The organism is Glycomyces algeriensis (assembly GCF_027622855.1).
In the GTDB taxonomy this organism is placed as follows: Bacteria; Actinomycetota; Actinomycetes; order Mycobacteriales; family Micromonosporaceae; genus Glycomyces; species Glycomyces algeriensis.
This window is the reverse complement of record NZ_JAPZVR010000010.1, coordinates 161,519-181,610: the sequence shown is the minus strand read 5'-3', so window position 1 is coordinate 181,610 and position 20,092 is coordinate 161,519. Positions and strand designations below refer to the sequence as shown.

The following is a 20,092-nucleotide window of genomic DNA, read 5'->3' as shown; positions in this document are numbered from 1 at the left end:
GCTTCGCTCCCCGCGGCTTTTCCCTTGTGCGCTAGGTGAAGAGCAGCAGCGGTGCCGTTGCGAAGTGGTAGAACTCCATGGCCGCAAGGAAGACCACCGCGCCCAGAACCGCAAGCGTGTAGTGGAGGCGGCGGCCGGCCGTCCACCAGCGGCGGGCCCAGGCCATGACGACCGCGACAAGCGCAGCAGCCGTGGCGATCCCGGCGACCAGCAGCGGGATCGCGGCCAGCGGCACAACTGGGGCGCCTTCGAGGACCTTGACGATGAACGCGTCGGTGTCGGCGAGGAACGCGGCCATCGTCGCGATGAACGCTGTGCTCAGGATCCCGGCCGCAGCGGCGAGGACGATCGCGGTGCGGCTGCCGGGGCGCATCGCCGGGCGGCCCCTTCGGCGGCGGATGAGGTTGCCGATCGGCCAGGCGAGGAGGCTCGCGAGGAGCAGCAGGCCCGCAGCAGTAGCGGCGAGGAAGACGTCCGTCCGCTCGTACCAGGCAGTCTGCTCGTAGGCGCCGTCACCGGTGTAGAGCATGGTGTCGGATCCGTTGGCGCCGAAGGCGATAAGTCGTGTGCCGTCGACTTCGCGGTAGAGCCCCTCGCCCTGGGGCTCCCAGTGCTGCTCGTCCACTTCCGGGTCGAACGAGAGGCCGGTGGTGGTGACCGTGCCGTCGTCCTCGACGGCCACGGTGATGTCGGAGCCGATCGCGAGGAACAGGTTCGAGTAGTCGCTCTCGTTCATGCGGGTGGAGCGGTAGGTGCCGGCGGCGGCCTCGGCGGCCGTCTCCGGGGCGGTGGCTCCGGCGGGTCCGTCCGCTTCACTGCTCTCGCCGAGCACGCTGTCGAGGATCGCCCGGGTGGCCTCCTCGGCGTGGAACGCCGCCGCGCCGTCGTCGCCGTCGCCGTTGAAGGCGATGTAGATCCCGAGGTCGTGGTCGGGCACGAGCGTCATGAGGCCGTGCGAGCCGGGGCCGTCGCCGCCGTGGGCGACCATGCGGGTCGAGCCGTGGAACATCTCGTAGAACCCGAGCGCGGAGCCGGGCAGGCGCGGGTCGGCGTGGAACTGCGGGCCGTGGAGTTCGGCGAGGGCGTCGGCGGAGAGGAGCGGCGCACCGTCGCCGAGCTGGTACTCCATGTACGCCCCCATGTCGGCGGCGGTCGCGATGATGCCGCCTGCGGGGTAGTCGCTCTCGGCCTTGCGCTTGTACGCGACCTGCTCGCCGTCCTGGAGCGCGTAGGCGGTCGCGAGGGGCCGGTCGGGGGTGGCGGTGCCGGTGTTGACCTCGGTGTGGTCCAGGCCGAGCGGTTCGAAGACGCGGTCGGCCAGGACCTCGTCGAAGTCGGCGCCGATCGCGTCTGCGGCGGCCAGGCCCGCCAGGGCGAGGCCGGAGTTGGAGTACGCGTACACCTCGCCGGGCGGCCTGACGCGCTCGGGGAGTTCGAGCATGGATTCCTCGAGGCGGTCGCCCGCGCCGGTCTCGGCGAAGAGCCCGATGATCGCCTCTTCGAAGCCGGCGGTGTGGGTCAGCAGGTGCCGCAGGGTGATCGGCTGCCCGGGGTAGGTGTCCTCGACCTCGACGTTGTCGAGGTACTCGTTCACATCGGTGTCGAGGTCGAGCGTGCCGTCGTCCACAAGGGTCATGATCGCGGTGGCGGTGAAGGTCTTCGAGACGGAGTCGATCGGGAAGCGGGTGGTCTCGGGGTCGACCGGGGTCCCGGCGTCGATGTCGGCGAGCCCGAACCCGTACGTGTCGGTGGCGCCTCCCGAGGTGATCGCGACCATCGCACCGGGGATGCCGTGCTCGTCCATGGCCTCGGTGACGATCGCTTCGATGTCGGCGGGTTCCTGGGCGTGCGCCGGGGACGCCAGGGCGCCCGCGGCGACCGCGACCGCCGCCGCGGCAAGGACGGTCCGCATTGGACGAAAGTTGCGCCGTTCGACGTTGCCGCTTGGCTTCTGGTTGATGAGCATGGTTCAACCGTAGGCAAACGAGGGGTGCGGCACTATGCAGGCAGCGGGCGGGTTCCCGGTAAGGCAGGCCCCACCCGGAACGGCGAAAGCCGCGGGGAGCCGTTGGCTCCCCGCGGCTTTTTGTTGGCGCGCTAGGTGTTCAGGAAGGTGCTGGCCTGGTCGACGATGTCGAGAAGGAAGCCGGGCATCACACCCAGGAGGATCGTGGCGACCACGCCGGCCGCGACCACGGTGCCGGCCATGGGGCTCGGCAGGTTGACGGTGGGGGCGTCCGGTGCGGGCTCGTTGAGCCAGAGCAGGACGACCACCTTCAGGTACGGGAACGCGAGGATCGCCGAGGAGACGACGCCGACGATCACCAAGCCCAGTTCGTCGGCCTGGAGGGCCGCCGTGAAGAGGCTGAACTTCGCGGTGAAGCCGCTCGTGAACGGCAGGCCCGCAAGGGCGAGCATCAGGATCGTGACCACCACGGCGGTGCCCGGGGACTGCTTCCCGAGCCCGGCCCAGCGGGCCAGGTGCGTGGCCTCCTCGTCGCCGTCGCGCACGAGCGAGACGACCGCGAAGGCCGCGATCACCGTGAAGCCGTAGGCGGCCAGGTAGAACATGGTCTGGCCGACCGCCTCGCCCAGGGCGATCACGCCGATGAGCAGGTAGCCCGCGTTCGCGATCGAGCTGTAGGCCAGGAGCCGCTTGATGTTCCGCTGGGTCACCGCGAAGATCGCGCCGCCCAGCATCGTCGCCACCGCGATCACCGTCAGGATCAGGTGCCAGTCCCACGCCGAGGACGCCAGGCCCACGTTGAAGACCCGCAGCAGGCCGCCGAAGGCCGCCACTTTCACGCAGGCCGCCATCAGCGCGGTCACCGGCGTCGGCGCTCCCGTGTAGACGTCGGGCGTCCACATGTGGAACGGCACCGCCGCCGCCTTGAACAGCATCGCGACCGCGAGCATCGCGACCCCGATGTACAGGAACATCCGCGGCTGGCCCGAGTCGACGCCCGCCTGGTTGATCCCCGCGAGGTCCACCGTGCCGGCGAAGCCGAAGAGCATCGCCATGCCGTACACGTAGAACGCGGACGCGAAGGCGCCCAAGAGGAAGTACTTGAGCGCGGCCTCCTGGCTGATGAGGCGGCGCCGCTTGGCGAGCCCGCACAGCAGGTACAGCGGCAGGCTCAGCATCTCCAGGGCCACGAACATGGTGAGCAGGTCGCCCGCGACCACGAACATCATCATGCCGCCGACCGCGAAGAGCGTCAGCGGGAAGATCTCCGTCGCGCCGTCCTCGCGCCGCTGGGCCTTGTCCGCGGCCGAGTCGGCGACCACGGCGGCCTCGGCGACGAAGTCGCCGCCGCGCGTGGTGCGGCGCTCGGCGAGGAGCAGGACCGCGATGATCGAGAGCACCGCGAGCGTCCCCTGCAGGAACAGGCCCGGGCCGTCGAGGACGACCGAGCCGATGGCCGCCCCTTCGATCTCGAACGCGGTGCCGTTCTTGCCCTGGTTCAGGATCACGGCCGCGAACGCCGCCGCCAAGGCGATGACGGCGAGGCTCACCTGCACGACCAGCCTGCGGCCCTTGGGGACCGTGGCCTCGACGAGGAGCCCGCCGAAGGCCGCGACGAACACGATGATCATGGGGGCCAGGCCGGCCCAGTCGATCTGGAGCCCCGCTTGCTGGGCCTCATTCATTGGTGACTCCTTCGGCGGCGGGCAGGTCTTCAGGGGAGCCTGAGATGAAGAGCAGCGTGTTGTCGACCGCCGGCTCGACCGCGTCGATCAAGGGCTGCGGGAAGAACCCGAAGCCGAGGATCGCGATCACCAGCGGCGCGACGAGCGCCTTCTCGCGCAGCGTGAGGTCGCGCTTCATCGCGGGCACCTCGTCGAGCGCCGGGTTCCGCTCGCCCTGCATGGTGCGCTGGTACATCCAGATCACGTACGCGGCGGCGAGGATGATGCCCAGGGTCGCGACCACCGCGACCGGCTCGTTGCCGGTGAAGGCGCCGAACAGGACCAGGAACTCGGAGATGAACGGCGCGGTCCCGGGCAGGGACAGCGACGCGAGGCCGGCGAACAGGAAGATCCCGGCGAGCACCGGCAGGGTCTTGGCGGCCCCGCCGTAGTCGGCGATCTGCGCCGAGCCGCGCCGGATCGCGAGGAACCCGACGACGATGAACAAGAGGCCCGTGGCGAGCCCGTGGTTGAACATGTAGAGCACCGCGCCCGTGGCGGACGCCTGCGTGAACGCGAAGATCCCGAGGCCGATGAAGCCGAAGTGGGCGATCGACGTGTAGGCGACCAGCCGCTTCAGGTCCGTCTGCCCGATCGCGACGAACGCCGCGTAGACCACGCCGATGACGCTCATCCCGATGATCCACGGCGCGAACGTCTGCGTCGCCTCCGGGAACAGCGGGATGCAGTAGCGCAGGATCGCGAACGTCCCGATCTTGTCCATCACGCCGACCAGCAGCGCCGCGACCGCGGCCGGGGCCGCACCGCCCGCGTCCGGCAGCCAGGTGTGGAACGGGAAGAACGGGGCCTTGATCGCGAACGCGATGAAGAAGCCCAGGAACAGCCAGTTCTGCAGCGTCCCGTCCGCCATCGGCTCAGAGTCCACAAGGGTCTGCCAGTCGAAGACGCCGCCGTTGTGCACCCATAGGGCGATCACGGCCACGAGCATGAACAGGCCGCCCAGCAGCGAGTACAGGAAGAACTTCACCGCCGCGTACTGCTTCTTCGGGCCGGTGCCGTAGGAGCCGATGAGGAAGTACATCGGCACGAGCATCGCTTCGAAGAAGAAGTAGAACAAGAGAATGTTCGAGGCCAGGAAGGTCGCGATCATCGCCGCTTCCAGCGCGAGGATCAGCGCGAAGAACGCCGGCACCGAGCGCTTCACCGCGTCCAGGTCGCGCCAGGCCGCGAGCATCGCGATCGGCGTCAGCCCCGCGGTGAGCAGGAGCATGAGCAGCGCGATGCCGTCGACCCCCCACGACAGGTTCAGGTCCCAGGCCTCGACCCACGTGTACGACTCCGTGAACTGGAGCCACGGCGCGTCCGCGGAGTAGTCGAAGCCGAGCGCCACGAGCGCGGCGAGCACGGCGACCAGCCCGGCGGCCCCGAGCGCGGTCCAGCGGGCCGCGTCCGCGTTCTCGCGGCGGATCGACGCGACGACCACGGCCCCGATCAGAGGCACGGCGACCAGCGCCGACAGCAACGGGAGTGCGTTCATTGGACGACCACCACCATGAGCGCGGCCACCACGATGACCGCACCGGAAAGAATCGACAGGGCATAGGAGCGCACGAAACCGGTCTGCAGCACGAGCAGGCGGCGCGACGTGCCGCCTACGCCTGCGGCCAGGCCGTTCACGGCGCCGTCGACGACCCGGCCGTCCATGGCGACCGAAGCGCTGGCGGCCAGGCGGCTCGGGCGTTCGAAGAGGCCGCGGTTGACGGCCTCGCCTCCGAGGTCGGCGCGGGCGGCGCGCACCGGCCAGGCGGCCGCGCGCGGCACCTCGTCGGTGCCGTTGCGGAAGAGGAACCAGCCCAGGCCCGCGCCGAGGACCACCACGACGGTGGTGGCGACGGTGACCTGCATGTGGCTCAGGTGGCCGTGGACCTCGTGGGGCTCACCGAAGACGGGGGTGAGCCACTCGGGGACCGAGGTGGCCATGAGGGCGCCGGCGCCGAGCGAGCCGAGGCCGAGCAGCACCAGCGGCACGGTCATGATCGCCGGGGACTCGTGCGGGTGCACGTCGTCCGTCCAGCGCTTGGGGCCGTGGAAGGTGAGCACGAACAGGCGGGTCATGTAGAACGCGGTGAGCGCGGCGCCGAGGAGCGCGGCGCCGCCGACGGCCCAGCCCTGCCAGCCTTCGCGGGCGAAGGCGTCGTGGATGATCGGGTCCTTGGTGAAGAAGCCCGAGAACGGGAACAGGCCGATGATCGCGAGCCACCCGGCCGCGAAGGTCGCGTAGGTGAGCGGCATCTTCCGCCAGAGCCCGCCGAAGCGGCGGATGTCGGTCTGGTCGTTCATGGCGTGCATGACCGAGCCGGAGCCGAGGAACAGGCCGGCCTTGAAGAACCCGTGGGCCAGCAGGTGGATGATGCCGAGCGCGAACGCCCCGCCGCCGAGGCCGACCGCGAGGAACATGTAGCCGATCTGCGAGACCGTGGACCAGGCGAGGACGCGCTTGATGTCGTCCTTCGCGCAGCCCACGACCGCTCCGAAGAGGAGGGTGAGGGCGCCGACGATGACGACGGCGGTCTGCACGTCCGCGTTGAGGCTGAAGATGACGTGCGAGCGGGCGATGAGGTACACGCCCGCGGTCACCATCGTGGCCGCGTGGATGAGCGCCGACACCGGGGTCGGGCCCTCCATCGCGTCCGGGAGCCAGGTCTGGAACGGGAACTGGCCGGACTTGCCGCACGCGGCCGCCAGGAGCAGCAGCCCGATGGCGAGGCTCGTGCCGGTGGAAAGCGACGCGGCGCCGTTGAAGACGCCCGCGAAGTCCACAGTGCCCAGTGCGCCGATCATGGTGAACATCGCCAGGAGGAACCCGACGTCGGCCACGCGGTTGGTGAGGAACGCCTTCTTGCCGGCGGTCGCCGCGGCGGGCTTCATCTGCCAGAACGAGATGAGGAGGTACGAGGCGAGGCCCACGCCCTCCCAGCCGATGAAGGTCATGAAGTAGTTGCCGCCGAGCACCAGGATGAGCATCGCGGCGACGAACAGGTTGAAGTAGGCGAAGAACTTCCGGCGCCCCGCGTCGGGAGCCATGTAGCCGACCGCGTAGACGTGGATGAGGAAGCCGACCCCGGTGATGAGCAGGCAGAAGACCGCGCTCAGCGGGTCGAAGAGCAGGTTCGCCTCGATGTCCAGGTCCCCTACGGAGAGGATCGTGAACAGGTCGAGGTCCGCGCTCTTGTTTTCCAGGCCCGCGAGCGAGGAGAACATCGCGAGGGCGAGCGCGAAGGCGCCGCCGATCGTGGCGACGCCGAGCCAGTGGCCCCACTTGTCCGATCTGCGGCCCGTGAGCAGCAGGACCGCGGCGCCGATCGCGGGCAGGGCGATGAGCAGCCACGCCAGCGAGAGGACCCCTTCGGCCGGTGCGTACGAGATTTCGTCCACTGTGTCCCCTCTAGGCCTTCAGCAGGTTGGCGTCGTCGACGGAGGCGGAGCGCCGGGACCGGTAGATCGCCATGATGATCGCCAGGCCGACGACGACCTCGGCGGCGGCCACGGCCATCACGAAGAACGCCATCACCTGCCCGTCGATGTTGCCGCTCGTACGGGCGAAGGTGACCAGGGTCAGGTTCCCGGCGTTGAGCATCAGCTCCACGCACATGAACACGACGATCGAGTTGCGGCGCACCAAGACGCCGACGGCGCCGATCGTGAACAGCGCGGCGGCCAGGATCAGGTAGTACTCGGGGCTCATGCGTCCCGTCCTTCCGTGTGCTTCGGCGCGGACTCGGCGGCCGTGAGCTGGCGCGGCGGGACGTACGGCGAGAGCGACGCCGGCTCGACCGAGCCGTCCGGCCGCAGCGCGGGCGTCGCGGTCGAGTCCGAGGTCGCGAACACGCCCGGGCCGGGCTTCGGGCCCGGGTAGACGCCGGGGGCGAACCGCTCGCGGCTGTGCTCCTTCTGCCCGCGGTGGCCGCCCTTCTTGGCGACGTGCGCGAACATCAGGGCGCCGACGGCGGCCACGGTGAGCACGCCCGAGACGACCTCGAACGGGAACAGGTAGGTCGAGAACAGCGCCTCGGCGATGGCCTCGACGTTCGACTGCGCGCCGGTGGCCCAGCGCGGGTCGGCGGCGACCGTCATGCCGGAGACCGCGCGGGCGAGCCCGGAGGACAGGAGCGCCGCCAGGCCGATGCCGAGGCAGATCGCGAAGAGGCGCTGCCCGCGCAGCGTCTCGAACATGGAGTCCTTCGAGTCGCGCCCGAACAGCATGAGCACGAACAGGAACAGCATCATGATCGCGCCGGTGTACACCATGATCTGCACGAACCCGAGGAACGGGGCGGCCTGCATGATGTAGAAGACCGCCAGGCACATCATGGTGATCGCGAGCCACAGCGCCGCGTGGATCGCCGAGCGCGCCAGCACGAGGCCCATGGCCCCTCCCAGCGCGATCGGCGCGAGGATCCAGAAGAAGACCGATTCGCCGAAGGAGGCGTTCTGGGCGACGGTCTGCGCGAGGTCGATCACTGCTCACCCCTCTTGGTCTGCGCCAGCATCTCCGTGAGCGAGAACTCCGCGCCCTCGCTCGCGCCCGGGTTGCGGGGGCCCGACTCGTAGTAGGCCTTCTCGCTGTCGCCCAGGCGCATCGGGTGCGGCGGCTGCTCCATGCCCTCCAGGAGCGGAGCGAGCAGCTCCTCCTTGGTGAAGATGAGGTCGCGGCGGTCGTCGCGGGCCAGCTCGTACTCGTTGCTCATGGTGAGCGAGCGGGTCGGGCAGGCCTCGATGCACAGACCGCAGAAGATGCAGCGCGCGTAGTTGATCTGGTAGGTCTTGGCGTACCGCTCACCGGGCGAGAACCGCTCGGCCTCGGTGTTCTCCGCGCCTTCGACGTAGATCGCGTCGGCCGGGCAGGCCCACGCGCACAGCTCGCAGCCGATGCACTTCTCGAGACCGTCCGGGTGACGGTTGAGCACGTGCCGGCCGTGGTAGCGCGGCTGGAGCTTCGAAGGCTCCTCGGGGTAGTCGACCGTGACCTTCGGCTTGAACATGTGCGAGAAGGTGACGCCGAAGCCTTTTGCGAAACCGGACATTACTCCTCCTCTCCCTTTTCAGTCGGGCTCGAGCCGTTGGCGGGCGCGGCGTTCGTAGCGGGTTCGAGTTCCTTGAGGGCCCTCGGGTTCGGGGGCACGGCCAGGTCCATCGGCGGGACGGGGAAGCCGCCCATGCCGGTGTCCGGCTCGGCCGGCGGCTCGTAGGGCTTCCGGTTGGGCCAGAAGAAGATCAGGGCCATCACGACGATCGCCGCACCGCCCGCGAAGGCGATCCGGGTCGCCAGCTCGTTGTCGGTGTCGAGGCCGATGTTCATGGCCGCCAGGACCATGAGCCACACCAGCGAGATCGGCACGAGGACCTTCCAGCCCAGGCGCATGAACTGGTCGTAGCGCAGGCGCGGCAGCGTGCCGCGCAGCCACACGTAGAAGAACAGGAACGCCAGGACCTTCCCGAAGAACCAGACGAGCGGCATGAAGCCCTCGTTCGCGCCCGGCCACCACGAGCTCGGGAACGGCGCGGCCCAGCCGCCCAGGAAGAGCGTCACGCACAGGGCCGACATCGTGACCATGTTGACGTACTCGGCCAGGAAGAACGACGCGTACTTCAGGCTCGAGTACTCGGTCGCGAACCCCGCCACCAGCTCCGACTCCGCTTCCGGAAGGTCGAACGGGGCGCGGTTCGTCTCGCCGACCATCGAGATCACGAAGATCACGAAGCTCGGCGCGAGGATGATGAAGTACCAGCCCGGCAGCGTGATCTCGAAGCCGCCGAAGCGCAGCGGCAGGCCCTGCGCCTGCGCCTCCACGATCGCCCCGGTCGACATCAGCTGCGACTGGAAGAACACCGTGAGGACCGCCAGGCCCAGCGCGATCTCGTACGAGATCACCTGCGCCGCGGCGCGGAGCGCGCCCAGCAGCGAGTACGTGGAACCGGAGGACCAGCCCGCGAGCACGATGCCGTAGACGCCCACCGCCGAGCACGCGAGAATCAGGAGCACGCTCACCTCGAAGTCGGTGAGCTGCAGCTCCGTCTCGATCCCGAAGACGTTCACCTCGGGCCCGAACGGGATCACCGCGAACGCGCAGAACGCGCACGCGACCGCGATGACCGGGGCCGCGATGAACACGACCTTGTCGGCCGTCCGCGGCATCACGTCCTCTTTGAACGCCAGCTTCAGGCCGTCCGCGAGCGACTGCAGCAGGCCGAAGGGCCCGTTGCGGTTCGGCCCCGGCCGCACCTGCATGATCGCCACCACGCGCCGCTCGTACCAGATGGTGAAGAGCACCAGCAGCACGAGCACCACGAAGACGAGCACGCCCTTGACGAGCATGAGCCAGATCGGATCGTTCATCACTTGACCGCCTCCACGGCTTCACCGGAGTCGCCGCTTGGCGAGGCTTGCGAGCCGGCAACGGGCTCGGCAGCGGCTGGGCGAGGGACGTTCGGGTAGGCGCGGATCGTGACGACATCGCCCGAACCGGCACCGAGGTGGCGGAAGATCCCGCGACCCGGCGCGTTCTGCGGCAGCCAGACCACGCCCTCGGGCATGTCGGTGACCCTGAGCGGCAAGGTGACCCCGCCGATCGAGGTCGCCACGGTGACACCGCTGCCCTCGCTCGCGCCGATCGACTTCGCCGTGGCGGCGCTCAACCGCACCACCGGGTCGGGGGCGCAGCCCGCGAGGTGCGGGTTGTTCTCCTGGAGCGAGCCGCCGTCGAGCAGCTGCCGCCATGTCGCCAGCACGGCCTTGCCGTCCTCGATAGCGTGCGCGGGATTGTCCACGGCCCAGTCCGGCGCGGGCTGGCGCGTGATCGGGTCCGGCAGACCGGCCAGCTCGCCGCGCACCGTGCGGGTCTCGGCGAGCCCCAGCTTGAAGCCCATGGCCTCAGCGAGCGTGTCGAGCACCGCGTGGTCCGACATCAGATCCGAGGGGATCACCGTGTCGAACGTCCGCAGGCGCCCCTCCCAGTCGAAGTACGCGCCGGGCTTGCCGGTCACCGGCGCCACCGGCAGGATCACGTCCGCCACGCGGGTCACGGCCGAGTGCCGGATCTCCAGCGAGACTACGAACCGGGCCGCGTACAGCGCCGCCTCGACGGCCGGCCCGTCCGCGAAGTCGTATGGGTCCACGCCGCCGATGAGCAGCGCGTCGATCTCGCCGTCGGCGGCCGCCTGCAGGATGTCCCAGGCGCCGCGGCCGTCGTTGCCGGGCAGGTCCTCGACACCCCAGTACTCCGCCAGCTGCTCGCGGTCCGCCGCATAGGAGGCGAGCCCGCCGCCCGGCAGCAGACCCGGAAGGCAGCCCGCCTCGACCGCGCCGCGGTCGCCCGCGCGCCGCGGGATCCAGGCCAGGCGCGCCCCGGTGGCCTTGGCCAGCCGGACCGCCGCCGAGAACGCGCCCTCCACAGTGGCGAGACGCTCGCCGAGCAGGATGACCGCACCGTCCTCGCCGAGCGCGTCGCGCACGAAGCCGCCGCGGCTCCAGCCGTCGAGCAGCTCGGCCTCCTCACCGGGCAGGGCCTCGATGAGGTTCGCGTCGAGCTTGGCGGTGCCGCGCGTCGCGAACGGCGCGACCACGTGCACGCGCTGGCCGTTCGCGCGGACCGCCTTGCGCAGGCGCAGGAACGCGATCGGGCATTCCTCTTCGACCTCGAGGCCCACGGTGAGGACCACGGGGGCCTTCTCCAGGTCCTCGTAGGTGACCGCGCCGCTGGACGGGTAGACCCCGGCCACGGCGTGCGCCAGGAACTCGGACTCCTCAGTGGAGTGCGGGCGGGAGCGGAAGTCGATGTCGTTGGTGCCGAGGGCGACCCGCGCGAACTTCGCGTACGCGTAGGAGTCCTCGACGGTGAGGCGGCCTCCGGGGAGCACGCCCACCCGGTTCGCGGCCTCGGCGAGTCCGGCGGCCGCGCGGCGCAGGGCCTCGGGCCAGGACGCTTCGCGAAGCGACCCGTCCTCATCGCGGACCAGCGGCTTCGTGATGCGGTCGGCGGCCTCGATGTAGGAGGAGCCCCAGCGGCCCTTGTCGCAGTTCCACTCCTCGTTCACCGCCGGGTCCTCGCCCGCGAGGCGGCGCAGGACCTTGCCGCGGCGGTGGTCCGAGCGCTGCGCGCACCCGGCCGAGCAGTGCTCGCACACGCTGGGCGTCGACACGAGGTCGAACGGCCTTGAGCGGAACCGGTACTGCGTGCCGGTGAGCGCGCCGACCGGGCAGATCTGGACGGTGTTGCCCGAGAAGTAGGACTCGAACGGCTCGTCCTCGTAGACGCCCACCTGCTCCAGGGCGGAGCGCTCCATCAGCTCGATGAACGGGTCGCCCGCGACCTGGTCGGAGAAGCGGGTGCAGCGCGCGCAGAGCACGCAGCGCTCGCGGTCGAGCAGCACCTGCGAGGAGATCGGCAGCGCCTTCTTGTAGCGGCGCTTGTCCTCGGGCTCCATGCGGGTCTCGGTGCGCCCGGTGCTCATGGCCTGGTTCTGGAGGGGGCACTCGCCGCCCTTGTCGCAGACCGGGCAGTCCAGGGGGTGGTTGATCAGGAGGAACTCCATGATCCCCTCCTGGGCCTCCTTGGCGACCTCGCTGGTGTGCTGGGTCTTGACGACCATGCCCTCCATGGCGGTGGTCGTGCAGGAGGCGGCGGGCTTGGGCATGCCGCGGCCGTTGCCCATGTCCGGTACGTCCACGAGGCACTGGCGGCAGGCGCCGGCCGGTTCGAGCAGCGGGTGGTCGCAGAAGCGGGGGATCTCGATGCCGAGCTGCTCGGCGGCCCGGATGATCAAGGTGCCCTTGGGGACCGTGACTTCGACGCCGTCAATGGTGAACGTGACTTGATCGGTCATGTCAGTGTGCTCCGATCGTTGCGGCATCGAGGACGGCGGGTTTGTGCCCCTCGATGTAGTCGAGGTAGTCCTGCCGGAAGAACTTCAGCGACGAGGTGACGCACGAGGTCGCGCCGTCGCCGAGGCCGCAGAAGGACCGCCCGAGGAGGTTCTTGCAGGCGCTCTCGAGGAGCTTGAGGTCGCCCATCTGCCCGCGGCCGGAGAGGAGGCGCTCGTAGACGCGCACCATCCAGTAGTTGCCCTCGCGGCAGGGCGTGCACTTGCCGCAGGACTCGTGGGCGTAGAACTTGATCCAGCGCCAGCAGGAGACCACCGGGCAGTCCTGGTCGGAGAAGATCATGACCGCGGTGGTGCCGAGGATCGAGCCGGCCTTGGCGACGTTGTCGAAGTCGAGCGGGACGTCGATCGAGTCGGCCGCGAGCATCGGGGTCGAGGACCCGCCGGGGGTGAAGAACTTCAGCTCGTGGCCCTCTTCCATGCCGCCGGCGAGCTCGATGAGCTCGCGGAGCGTGGTGCCCAGCGAGCACTCGTACTGGCCGGGGCGCTTGACGCGGCCCGACAGCGAGTAGATCATCGTGCCCGCGGCGTTCTCGGAGCCGAGGTCCTTCCACCACTGCGCGCCGCCGAGCACGATGTGCGGGACGGCGGCGATGGAACCGACGTTGTTGATGCAGGTCGGCTTGTTGTAGAGCCCGTGCGTGGCGGGGAACGGCGGGCGCAGGCGCGGCTGGCCGCGCTTGCCCTCCAGGGAGTCCAGGAGGGCGGTCTCCTCGCCGCAGATGTACGCGCCCGCACCGGAGTGGATCACGACCTCGAGGTCGAACCCGCTGCCGAGGATGTCCTTGCCGAGGTACCCGGCCTCCTTGGCCTCGCGGACCGCGTTGCGCAGGCGGCGGGCCGCGTGGATGGCCTCCCCGCGCACGTACACGAACGCCCGCGAGGCCTTGATCGCGTAGGAGGCGATGATGATGCCCTCGATGAGCGAGTGCGGGTCGTTCATCATGAGCGGCAGGTCCTTGCAGGTGCCCGGCTCGCCTTCGTCGGCGTTGACGACCAGGTAGTGCTCCTGGCCGTCGTCGGGCACGAACTGCCACTTCATGCCGACGGGGAACCCGGCGCCGCCGCGTCCCCGGTGGCCGGACTCCTTCATGAAGCTGATGAGGTCGCCCTCGGAGTACTTGAGGGCCTTGCGGAGCGCCTTGTAGCCGTCGAGCTGCTCGTAGACGTCGAGCTTCCAGGCGCCGGGGGACATCCAGCGCTTGGTGATGACGGGCTTGAGCTTGTTGAGGGCGTCCTCGCGGGGCCGCCGGGGACCGGGCACGGTAACGCTCACTTCGCTTCCTCAGGTTGCTTGGCCAGCAAAGGCGCGGTGGGATCGAACGCGGGTGCGGTGATCCCGGCTTCCGCCGCGAGGCGGGCCCCGGCGAGCGTGGCGTCGCCCTGGGCGTTGCCTTCGAGCCCGGCGGTGCGCTCCTCGTCGAACCCGGCCAGCTGCACCGAGATCTCCCGCAGTGTGCACAGTGGAGCACCGCGGCTGGGGACGGGGCGGCGGCCCTCCTTGAGCTCGCGCACGAGCCCGAGGGACTTCTCCTCGTCCATGTCGTCGTAGAACTCGTAGTTGACGGTGACGACCGGCGCGTAGTCGCACGCGGCGAGGCACTCGGCGTGCTCGAGCGTGATCTTGCCGTCCGCGGTGGTCTCGTCGTGGCCGACGTCGAGTTCGTCGCTGAGCGCGTCGAAGACCTTCTGGCCGCCCTTGGAGCGGCAGAGGGTGTTGGTGCACACCGAGACCAGCCAGTCGCCGGCCGGCTCGCGCTTGTACATGGTGTAGAAGGTCGAGACCGCCTGCACCTGGGCTTTAGTAATGCTCAGGACCTCGGCGCAGAAGGCGATGCCGTCGTCCGAGACGTAGCCGTCGTGCGACTGCACCAGGTGCAGCAGCGGCAGGAGCGCCGAGCGCTCGCGGCCCTCGGGGTAGCGGACGAGGATGGCCTCGGCCTGCTCGCGGATCTTCTCCGGGTAGTTCACCTGTCGCAACCTCCCATGACCGGGTCGAGCGAGGCCCCGCCCGCGATGACGTCCGCGAGCAGGCCGCCTTCGGCGAGCGCGGGGATCGACTGCAGGTTGATGAAGGAGGGCTCTCGCATGTGGACGCGGAACGGCCTCGTGCCGCCGTCGGAGACGGCGTGGATGCCGAGCTCCCCGCGTGGGGCCTCGATGGCGGTGTACACCTGCCCGGCCGGGACCCGGAAGCCCTCGGTGACGAGCTTGAAGTGGTGGATCAGCGCCTCCATCGACTGGCTCATGATGTGCCGGATGTGGTTGAGGCTGTTGCCGGAGCCGTCCGCGCCGAGGGCGAGCTGGGCGGGCCAGGCGATCTTCTTGTCCTCGACCATGACCGGGCCGGGCTCGAGCTTGTCGAGGCCCTGGCTGATGATCTTGAGGCTCTCGCGGATCTCGTCGAGGCGGATGACGTAGCGGGCCCAGGCGTCGGCGCCGTTGTGGACCGGCACCTCGAAGTCGTACTCCTCGTACCCGCAGTACGGCATGGTCTTGCGCAGGTCCCAGGCGAGCCCGGCGGAGCGGAGCACGGGTCCGGTGACGCCGAGGGCGAGGCAGCCGGAGACGTCGAGGTAGCCGACGCCCTGGGTGCGCTCCTGCCAGATGGCGTTCCCGGTGAGCAGGCCCTCGTAGTCGTCGAGGCCCTGCGGCATGTACTCCACGAAGTCGCGGATCATCTTGACGCCGTCGCGCGGGAGGTCCTGGGCGACGCCGCCGGGGCGCACGTACGCCATGTTCATGCGCAGGCCGCAGACGGCCTCGAAGATGTCGAGGATCTTCTCGCGGTCGCGGAAGCCGTAGATCATCATCGAGAGCGCGCCGAGCTCCATGCCGGTGGTCGCGAGGGCCACGAGGTGGGAGCTGATGCGGTTGAGCTCCATCATGATCACACGGATCACGTCGGCGCGCCGGGGCACGGTGACGCCGAGCAGCTTCTCGACCGCGAGGCAGTACGCGGTCTCGTTGAAGATCGGCGCGAGGTAGTCGGCGCGGGTCACGAAGGTCGTGCCCTGGGTCCAGTTGCGGTACTCGAGGTTCTTCTCGATCCCGGTGTGGAGGTAGCCGACGATGGGGCGGACCGAGCGCACGGTCTCGCCTTCGAGCTCGCAGACCAGGCGGAGCACGCCGTGCGTGGACGGGTGCTGCGGGCCGAGGTTGACGATGAGGCGCTCTTCGCTGACCGGGTCGACCGAGGCGACGAGCTCGTCCCAGTCCCCGCCGGTGACGGTGTAGACGCGGCCTTCGGTGGTGTCGCGCTCTGCGGCGTAAGCGTCTTGGGCGTTCTCAGTGGCGGTCACTTGTAAGCCCTCCTCTCGTCGGGCGGCGGGATGTGCGCGCCCTTGTACTCGACTGCGATGCCGCCGAGCGGGTAGTCCTTCCGCTGCGGGAAGCCCTCCCAGTCGTCGGGCATGAGGATGCGGGTGAGGTGCGGGTGGCCCTCGAAGACGACGCCGAACATGTCGTACGCCTCCCGCTCCTGCCAGTCGGCGGTCGGGTACACGGCGGTCACCGACTGCACGGTGGGATTGTCAAGGCCCACAGCGGTTTCGAGGCGCACGCGGCGCCGGTACGTCATCGACGTCAGGTGGTAGGCGACGTGGAGCCGGTTGCGCTGGTCCGGGTAGTCCACACCGGACACCGAGTTGCAGAGCTCGAAGCGCAGGCTCTCGTCGTCGCGCATCGTCTGGCAGACCTCGGCGAGGCGGTCGGGCGCGATGTGGATGGTGAGCTCGCCGCGGTCGACGATCACCGCGCGGGTGATCTCGTCGCCGTGCGCTTCGCGCAGGGCTCCGACGATCTCGTCGAAGTAGCCGCCGAGCGGCGCCGGCGTGGAGACGATCTCCCCCGCGCTCGGCGTGGCCTGCACGAGGCCGCCGAAGCCGGAGGTGTCGCCGGTGTCGGCGACGCCGAAGAGGCCCTTGGACCGCTGCATGCCGACGGGCTGGACGTCGTCCGGGCCCGCGCTGCCCGTTCCCGTGGGATCGGATGTCATCGCTTCGCCACCGCCTTTCGGATGCGGAGCTGCTCTTCCGTACCCGCCTCCACGGCCTCGGTCCACTCCTTCTTGCGCTCCTTGTTGAAGCGGTAGGAGGAGGGCATCGCGCCGGGCTTGACGATCGGCTCGGGGAGGTCGGCGAGGGCCTGGCGGCGCTTCTCGCCGAGGGGCTCGTGCTGGACCTTCTCGTGGAGCTTGAGGATCGCGTCGAGCAGCATCTCCGGGCGCGGGGGGCAGCCGGGGAGGTACATGTCGACCGGTACGACGTGGTCGACGCCCTGCACGATCGCGTAGTTGTTGAACATGCCGCCGGAGGTGGCGCACACGCCCATCGACAGGACCCACTTCGGTTCGGGCATCTGGTCGTAGATCTGGCGCAGGACGGGGGCCATCTTCTGGCTCACGCGCCCGGCCACGATCATCAGGTCGGCCTGGCGCGGGGAGGCGCGGAAGACCTCCATGCCGAAGCGGCCGGTGTCGTAGCGGGCGGCGCCGGTGGCCATCATCTCGATGGCGCAGCAGGCGAGGCCGAACGTGGCGGGCCACATCGAGGCCTTGCGGGTCCAGTTCACCAGGGCCTCAACGGAAGTGAGGATGATGCCCTGCGGGAGTTTCTCTTCTACACCCATGTCGGTTCCTCAGTCCCAGTCCAGTCCGCCGCGGCGCCATTCATAGGCGTAGGCGACGAACAGCGCGGCGATGAACATGAAGACGGCCCAGAACCCGAAGATCCCGAGGACGTCGTGGTGGACCGCCCACGGCACGAGGAAGATGATCTCGATGTCGAAGACGATGAACAGCATCGCGGTGAGGTAGAACTTCACCGGGAACTTCGTGGGCCCCGAGGTCGTGGGGGCCGGTTCGATGCCGCATTCGTAAGGGTCGTACTTGGCGCGGTTCTTGCGGTGCGGGCCGGTGATGCGCGAGGCGACCACCGAGACGATGCCGAACCCGGCGCCGATCGCGAACATGATCACTACGGGCACATAGACTTCCACGTTCTCAGACCCTCCTTCCCAGAGTCGGCGTGACGATGCGCATCCCGTTGACGATCCGGTCGGCGGTGTCGCGCCCGGGTCGGTCGGTGAGGTTCGCCAGCAGTTTCAACACGACGCGCATGAGCGCGGGACGCTTCAGGCCGTGCTCGGTGCACAGCTTCATGACGGCGGGCTTGCCGATGAGGTGCGAGAAGATGCCGCCCATGCGGTAGTACGAGCCCCAGAGGTCGTCCATCTTGTCGGCGTAGGTGCGCAGTACCGCTTCGCGGCGCGGGACCGAGCGGGCCTTGAACGCTTCGGCGACGACGGACGCGGCGACCTCGCCGGCCTCGACGGCGTAGGCGATGCCCTCCCCGTTGAAGGGGTTGACCATGCCGCCGGAGTCGCCGACGAGCATGAGGCCGCGGCTGTAGTGCGGGGTCCGGTTGAAGCCCATGGGGAGCGCGGCGCCGCGGACGGGGCCGTCGGCGTTCGCCTCGTCGGCCAAGCCCCACTCCTCGGGGGTGTTGGCGAGCCAGTCGCGAAGCAGCGCGCGGTAGTCGGTCTTGCCGTAGCCCTCGGAGGAGTTGAGCACCCCGAGGCCGACGTTGACGCGGCCGTCGCCGAGGCCGAAGATCCAGCCGTAGCCGGGCTGCAGCACGTCGGGCTCGGCGGCGGTGCGCAGCGCGAGCCAGGACTCGAGGTAGTCGTCGTCGTGCTTGGCCTCGGACTTGTAGTACTGGCGGACCGCGACGCCCATGGGGCGCTTCTCGTCCCGCTTGAGGCCCAGGGCGAGTGCGAGGCGGCCGGAGACGCCGTCGGCGGCGATGACCAGCGGCGCGCGGTAGGCGACCTGCTCGCCGTCCTTGACCGCGGTGACCCCGCAGACGCGCCCGGCGAGGTCGAAGACCGGCGCGGTGACCTTGACGCCGCACTGGAGATCGGCCCCGGCGGCGACGGCGCGGTCGGCGAGAATCTGGTCGAAGTCGAGGCGGGTGCGGGTGAGGCCGTAGTCCGGGAAGTCCTCGAGGGCGGGCCAGTCGAGCTCGATGGCGATGTCGTCGGCGACGACGCGGAGGCCGCGGTTGCGGATCCAGCCGGCGGACTCGGAGGTGTCGACGCCCATCTTGAGCAGTTGCGCGACGGCGCGGGGGGTGAGGCCGTCGCCGCAGACCTTCTCGCGGGGGAAGACGGTCTTCTCCAGCAGCAGGACGTCGAGTCCCCGGGAGGCCAGGTGGTAGGCCGCGGCCGAACCACCAGGTCCCGCGCCGACGACGACGACGTCGGCCTCCGGGGTTGCGTGAGTGGTCACGGGCGTCCTCTCAGGCGAACGGGGCGGTGATCCTTGTAACGACCATGGGGCTTGTGAAGATCTTCACAAGCGTTTGCCGCAAGTCTAGAACTCCGCTATCTACGCCCTGTCACTTAGGTCCGCCTAAGTTGTCATTATTCGAGGTCACGATGCATACAGGCGTGCGTTGACCAGAGTTGCGGGAGCGAGGCGAGCGCCTGGCGTGACGCGCGACGGACGAGTGATAAAGCCGACAGTCGATCACCCTTGCCACACGCAACACCTTGAAACACTCTCGTAACAAGTGCCGCGCACGCATTCGCCGCCCCGCCAAGGGGATCCGCGCGGCCGAGGCAACGTGGCCAGCGACACATCGTTCAAATTTGAAACTTCCCCGAGGGACCCGTATGGTCGATGGGTACTTCAAATCTGAACTATCTAAAGTTCGTTCTCCCTGGAAGAGGTAGGAACATGTCCGAGCCTGTCAAGGTCACCGTGGCCTTCTACTCCGCCACCGGCAACGTCACCGGTCTGGCCCGCGCCATCGCCGCTGCCGCCGAGAAGGCCGGCGCCGAAGTGCGCCTGCGCCGCGTGGCCGAGCTGGCCCCGCAGGCCGCGATCGACTCGAACCCGGCATGGGCCGAGAACGTCAAGAACACCGCCGACATCGCCGAGGTCACCCCGGACGACGTCGACTGGGCCGACGCGGTCTTCCTCGGCTCCCCCACCCGCTTCGGCAACGTGGCGTCGCAGCTTAAGCAGTTCATCGACACCCTCGGCGGCCTCTGGTTCCAGGGCAAGCTCGCCGGCAAGGTCTACTCCGGCTTCGCCGCGGCCTCCGGCAAGCACGGCGGCAACGAGTCCACGCTGCTCGCGCTGTACAACTCGTTCCACCACTTCGGCGGCATCGTCGTGGCCCCCGGCTACTCGAACGAGACCCTGTTCGCCAACGCCTCGCCTTACGGTGTCTCGCACTGGAACGGCACGGAGATCGACGACACCACGCTGGCCGCTGCCGCAGCCCAGGCCGAGCGCGTCGTCGAGACCGCCGCGGCCCTCAAGGCCGGCCGCGCCGCCCTCGCCAACTAAGCGACACGACAAGAACGCTGAAGCGCCCGCTCGGGTCCTCCTAGGCATCAGGAGGATCCGGCGGGCGTTTTGCTGTGCCCGGTTGGTTATTGGGCGGGGTTCAGGCGGTCGGCGACGAAGCGGTGGGTTGGGGGTGCGGGCCGG

General features: G+C 69.4%; 16 protein-coding genes and 1 pseudogene. 1 reads left to right on the top strand and 16 read right to left on the bottom strand.

Features of this window, described 5'->3' with window-relative positions; all coding sequences use genetic code 11:
* Positions 1–31 precede the first annotated feature (31 nt).
* The 16 genes and pseudogenes from O2L52_RS18405 to O2L52_RS18330 form a co-directional block, all read right to left on the bottom strand.
* Complete coding sequence (locus tag O2L52_RS18405; protein WP_270117296.1) at positions 32–1,912, bottom strand: serine hydrolase domain-containing protein; 1,881 nt, start codon at positions 1,910–1,912, stop codon at positions 32–34.
* Positions 1,913–2,097: 185 nt separating this feature from the next.
* Positions 2,098–3,651, bottom strand: a complete 1,554-nt coding sequence (gene nuoN, locus O2L52_RS18400) for an NADH-quinone oxidoreductase subunit NuoN (RefSeq protein WP_270117294.1) — start codon at positions 3,649–3,651, stop codon at positions 2,098–2,100.
* A complete protein-coding gene (locus O2L52_RS18395; protein ID WP_270117293.1) occupies positions 3,644–5,188 on the bottom strand; it encodes an NADH-quinone oxidoreductase subunit M in 1,545 nt (514 codons plus the stop codon). Before O2L52_RS18395 ends, nuoN begins: the two co-directional genes overlap by 8 nt.
* Positions 5,185–7,086, bottom strand: coding sequence for an NADH-quinone oxidoreductase subunit L (nuoL, locus tag O2L52_RS18390; protein ID WP_270117292.1), 1,902 nt, complete (start codon positions 7,084–7,086; stop codon positions 5,185–5,187). Before nuoL ends, O2L52_RS18395 begins: the two co-directional genes overlap by 4 nt.
* Before the next feature lie 10 nt (positions 7,087–7,096).
* A complete protein-coding gene (gene nuoK, locus O2L52_RS18385) occupies positions 7,097–7,396 on the bottom strand; it encodes an NADH-quinone oxidoreductase subunit NuoK (protein WP_208496840.1) in 300 nt (99 codons plus the stop codon).
* On the bottom strand, positions 7,393–8,172 hold the full coding sequence (locus tag O2L52_RS18380; protein ID WP_270117291.1) for an NADH-quinone oxidoreductase subunit J: 780 nt from the start codon (positions 8,170–8,172) through the stop codon (positions 7,393–7,395). Before O2L52_RS18380 ends, nuoK begins: the two co-directional genes overlap by 4 nt.
* Positions 8,169–8,735, bottom strand: coding sequence for an NADH-quinone oxidoreductase subunit NuoI (gene nuoI, locus O2L52_RS18375; protein ID WP_270117290.1), 567 nt, complete (start codon positions 8,733–8,735; stop codon positions 8,169–8,171). The genes O2L52_RS18380 and nuoI overlap by 4 nt, the downstream gene beginning before the upstream one ends.
* Positions 8,735–10,048 (bottom strand): NADH-quinone oxidoreductase subunit NuoH, encoded by a 1,314-nt coding sequence (gene nuoH / locus O2L52_RS18370; protein WP_270117289.1) that lies wholly within the window; start codon positions 10,046–10,048, stop codon positions 8,735–8,737. Before nuoH ends, nuoI begins: the two co-directional genes overlap by 1 nt.
* On the bottom strand, positions 10,048–12,534 hold the full coding sequence (locus tag O2L52_RS18365; RefSeq protein ID WP_270117287.1) for an NADH-quinone oxidoreductase subunit G: 2,487 nt from the start codon (positions 12,532–12,534) through the stop codon (positions 10,048–10,050). The genes nuoH and O2L52_RS18365 overlap by 1 nt, the downstream gene beginning before the upstream one ends.
* Before the next feature lies 1 nt (position 12,535).
* Positions 12,536–13,786, bottom strand: a complete 1,251-nt coding sequence (gene nuoF, locus O2L52_RS18360; protein WP_344473600.1) for an NADH-quinone oxidoreductase subunit NuoF — start codon at positions 13,784–13,786, stop codon at positions 12,536–12,538.
* 98 nt (positions 13,787–13,884) lie between these two features.
* Positions 13,885–14,562 (bottom strand): annotated as a pseudogene (nuoE, locus tag O2L52_RS18355) (NADH-quinone oxidoreductase subunit NuoE); the annotation flags it as partial.
* A complete protein-coding gene (locus O2L52_RS18350) occupies positions 14,559–15,893 on the bottom strand; it encodes an NADH-quinone oxidoreductase subunit D (protein ID WP_270117283.1) in 1,335 nt (444 codons plus the stop codon). The gene O2L52_RS18350 and the pseudogene nuoE, both read right to left, overlap by 4 nt.
* A complete protein-coding gene (locus tag O2L52_RS18345; protein ID WP_270117282.1) occupies positions 15,890–16,588 on the bottom strand; it encodes an NADH-quinone oxidoreductase subunit C in 699 nt (232 codons plus the stop codon). The genes O2L52_RS18350 and O2L52_RS18345 overlap by 4 nt, the downstream gene beginning before the upstream one ends.
* A complete protein-coding gene (locus O2L52_RS18340; RefSeq protein ID WP_309299852.1) occupies positions 16,585–17,220 on the bottom strand; it encodes a NuoB/complex I 20 kDa subunit family protein in 636 nt (211 codons plus the stop codon). Before O2L52_RS18340 ends, O2L52_RS18345 begins: the two co-directional genes overlap by 4 nt.
* Positions 17,221–17,229: 9 nt before the next feature.
* Positions 17,230–17,589: an NADH-quinone oxidoreductase subunit A gene (locus O2L52_RS18335; RefSeq protein WP_270117280.1), complete on the bottom strand. Its 360-nt coding sequence runs from the start codon at positions 17,587–17,589 to the stop codon at positions 17,230–17,232.
* Positions 17,590–17,593: 4 nt separating this feature from the next.
* Positions 17,594–18,880, bottom strand: coding sequence for a geranylgeranyl reductase family protein (locus O2L52_RS18330; RefSeq protein ID WP_270117279.1), 1,287 nt, complete (start codon positions 18,878–18,880; stop codon positions 17,594–17,596).
* Positions 18,881–19,330: 450 nt separating this feature from the next.
* Here O2L52_RS18330 and wrbA point away from each other — a divergent pair, with 450 nt between their 5' ends.
* Positions 19,331–19,948 (top strand): NAD(P)H:quinone oxidoreductase, encoded by a 618-nt coding sequence (gene wrbA, locus O2L52_RS18325; RefSeq protein WP_270117278.1) that lies wholly within the window; start codon positions 19,331–19,333, stop codon positions 19,946–19,948.
* Positions 19,949–20,092: the final 144 nt, after the last annotated feature.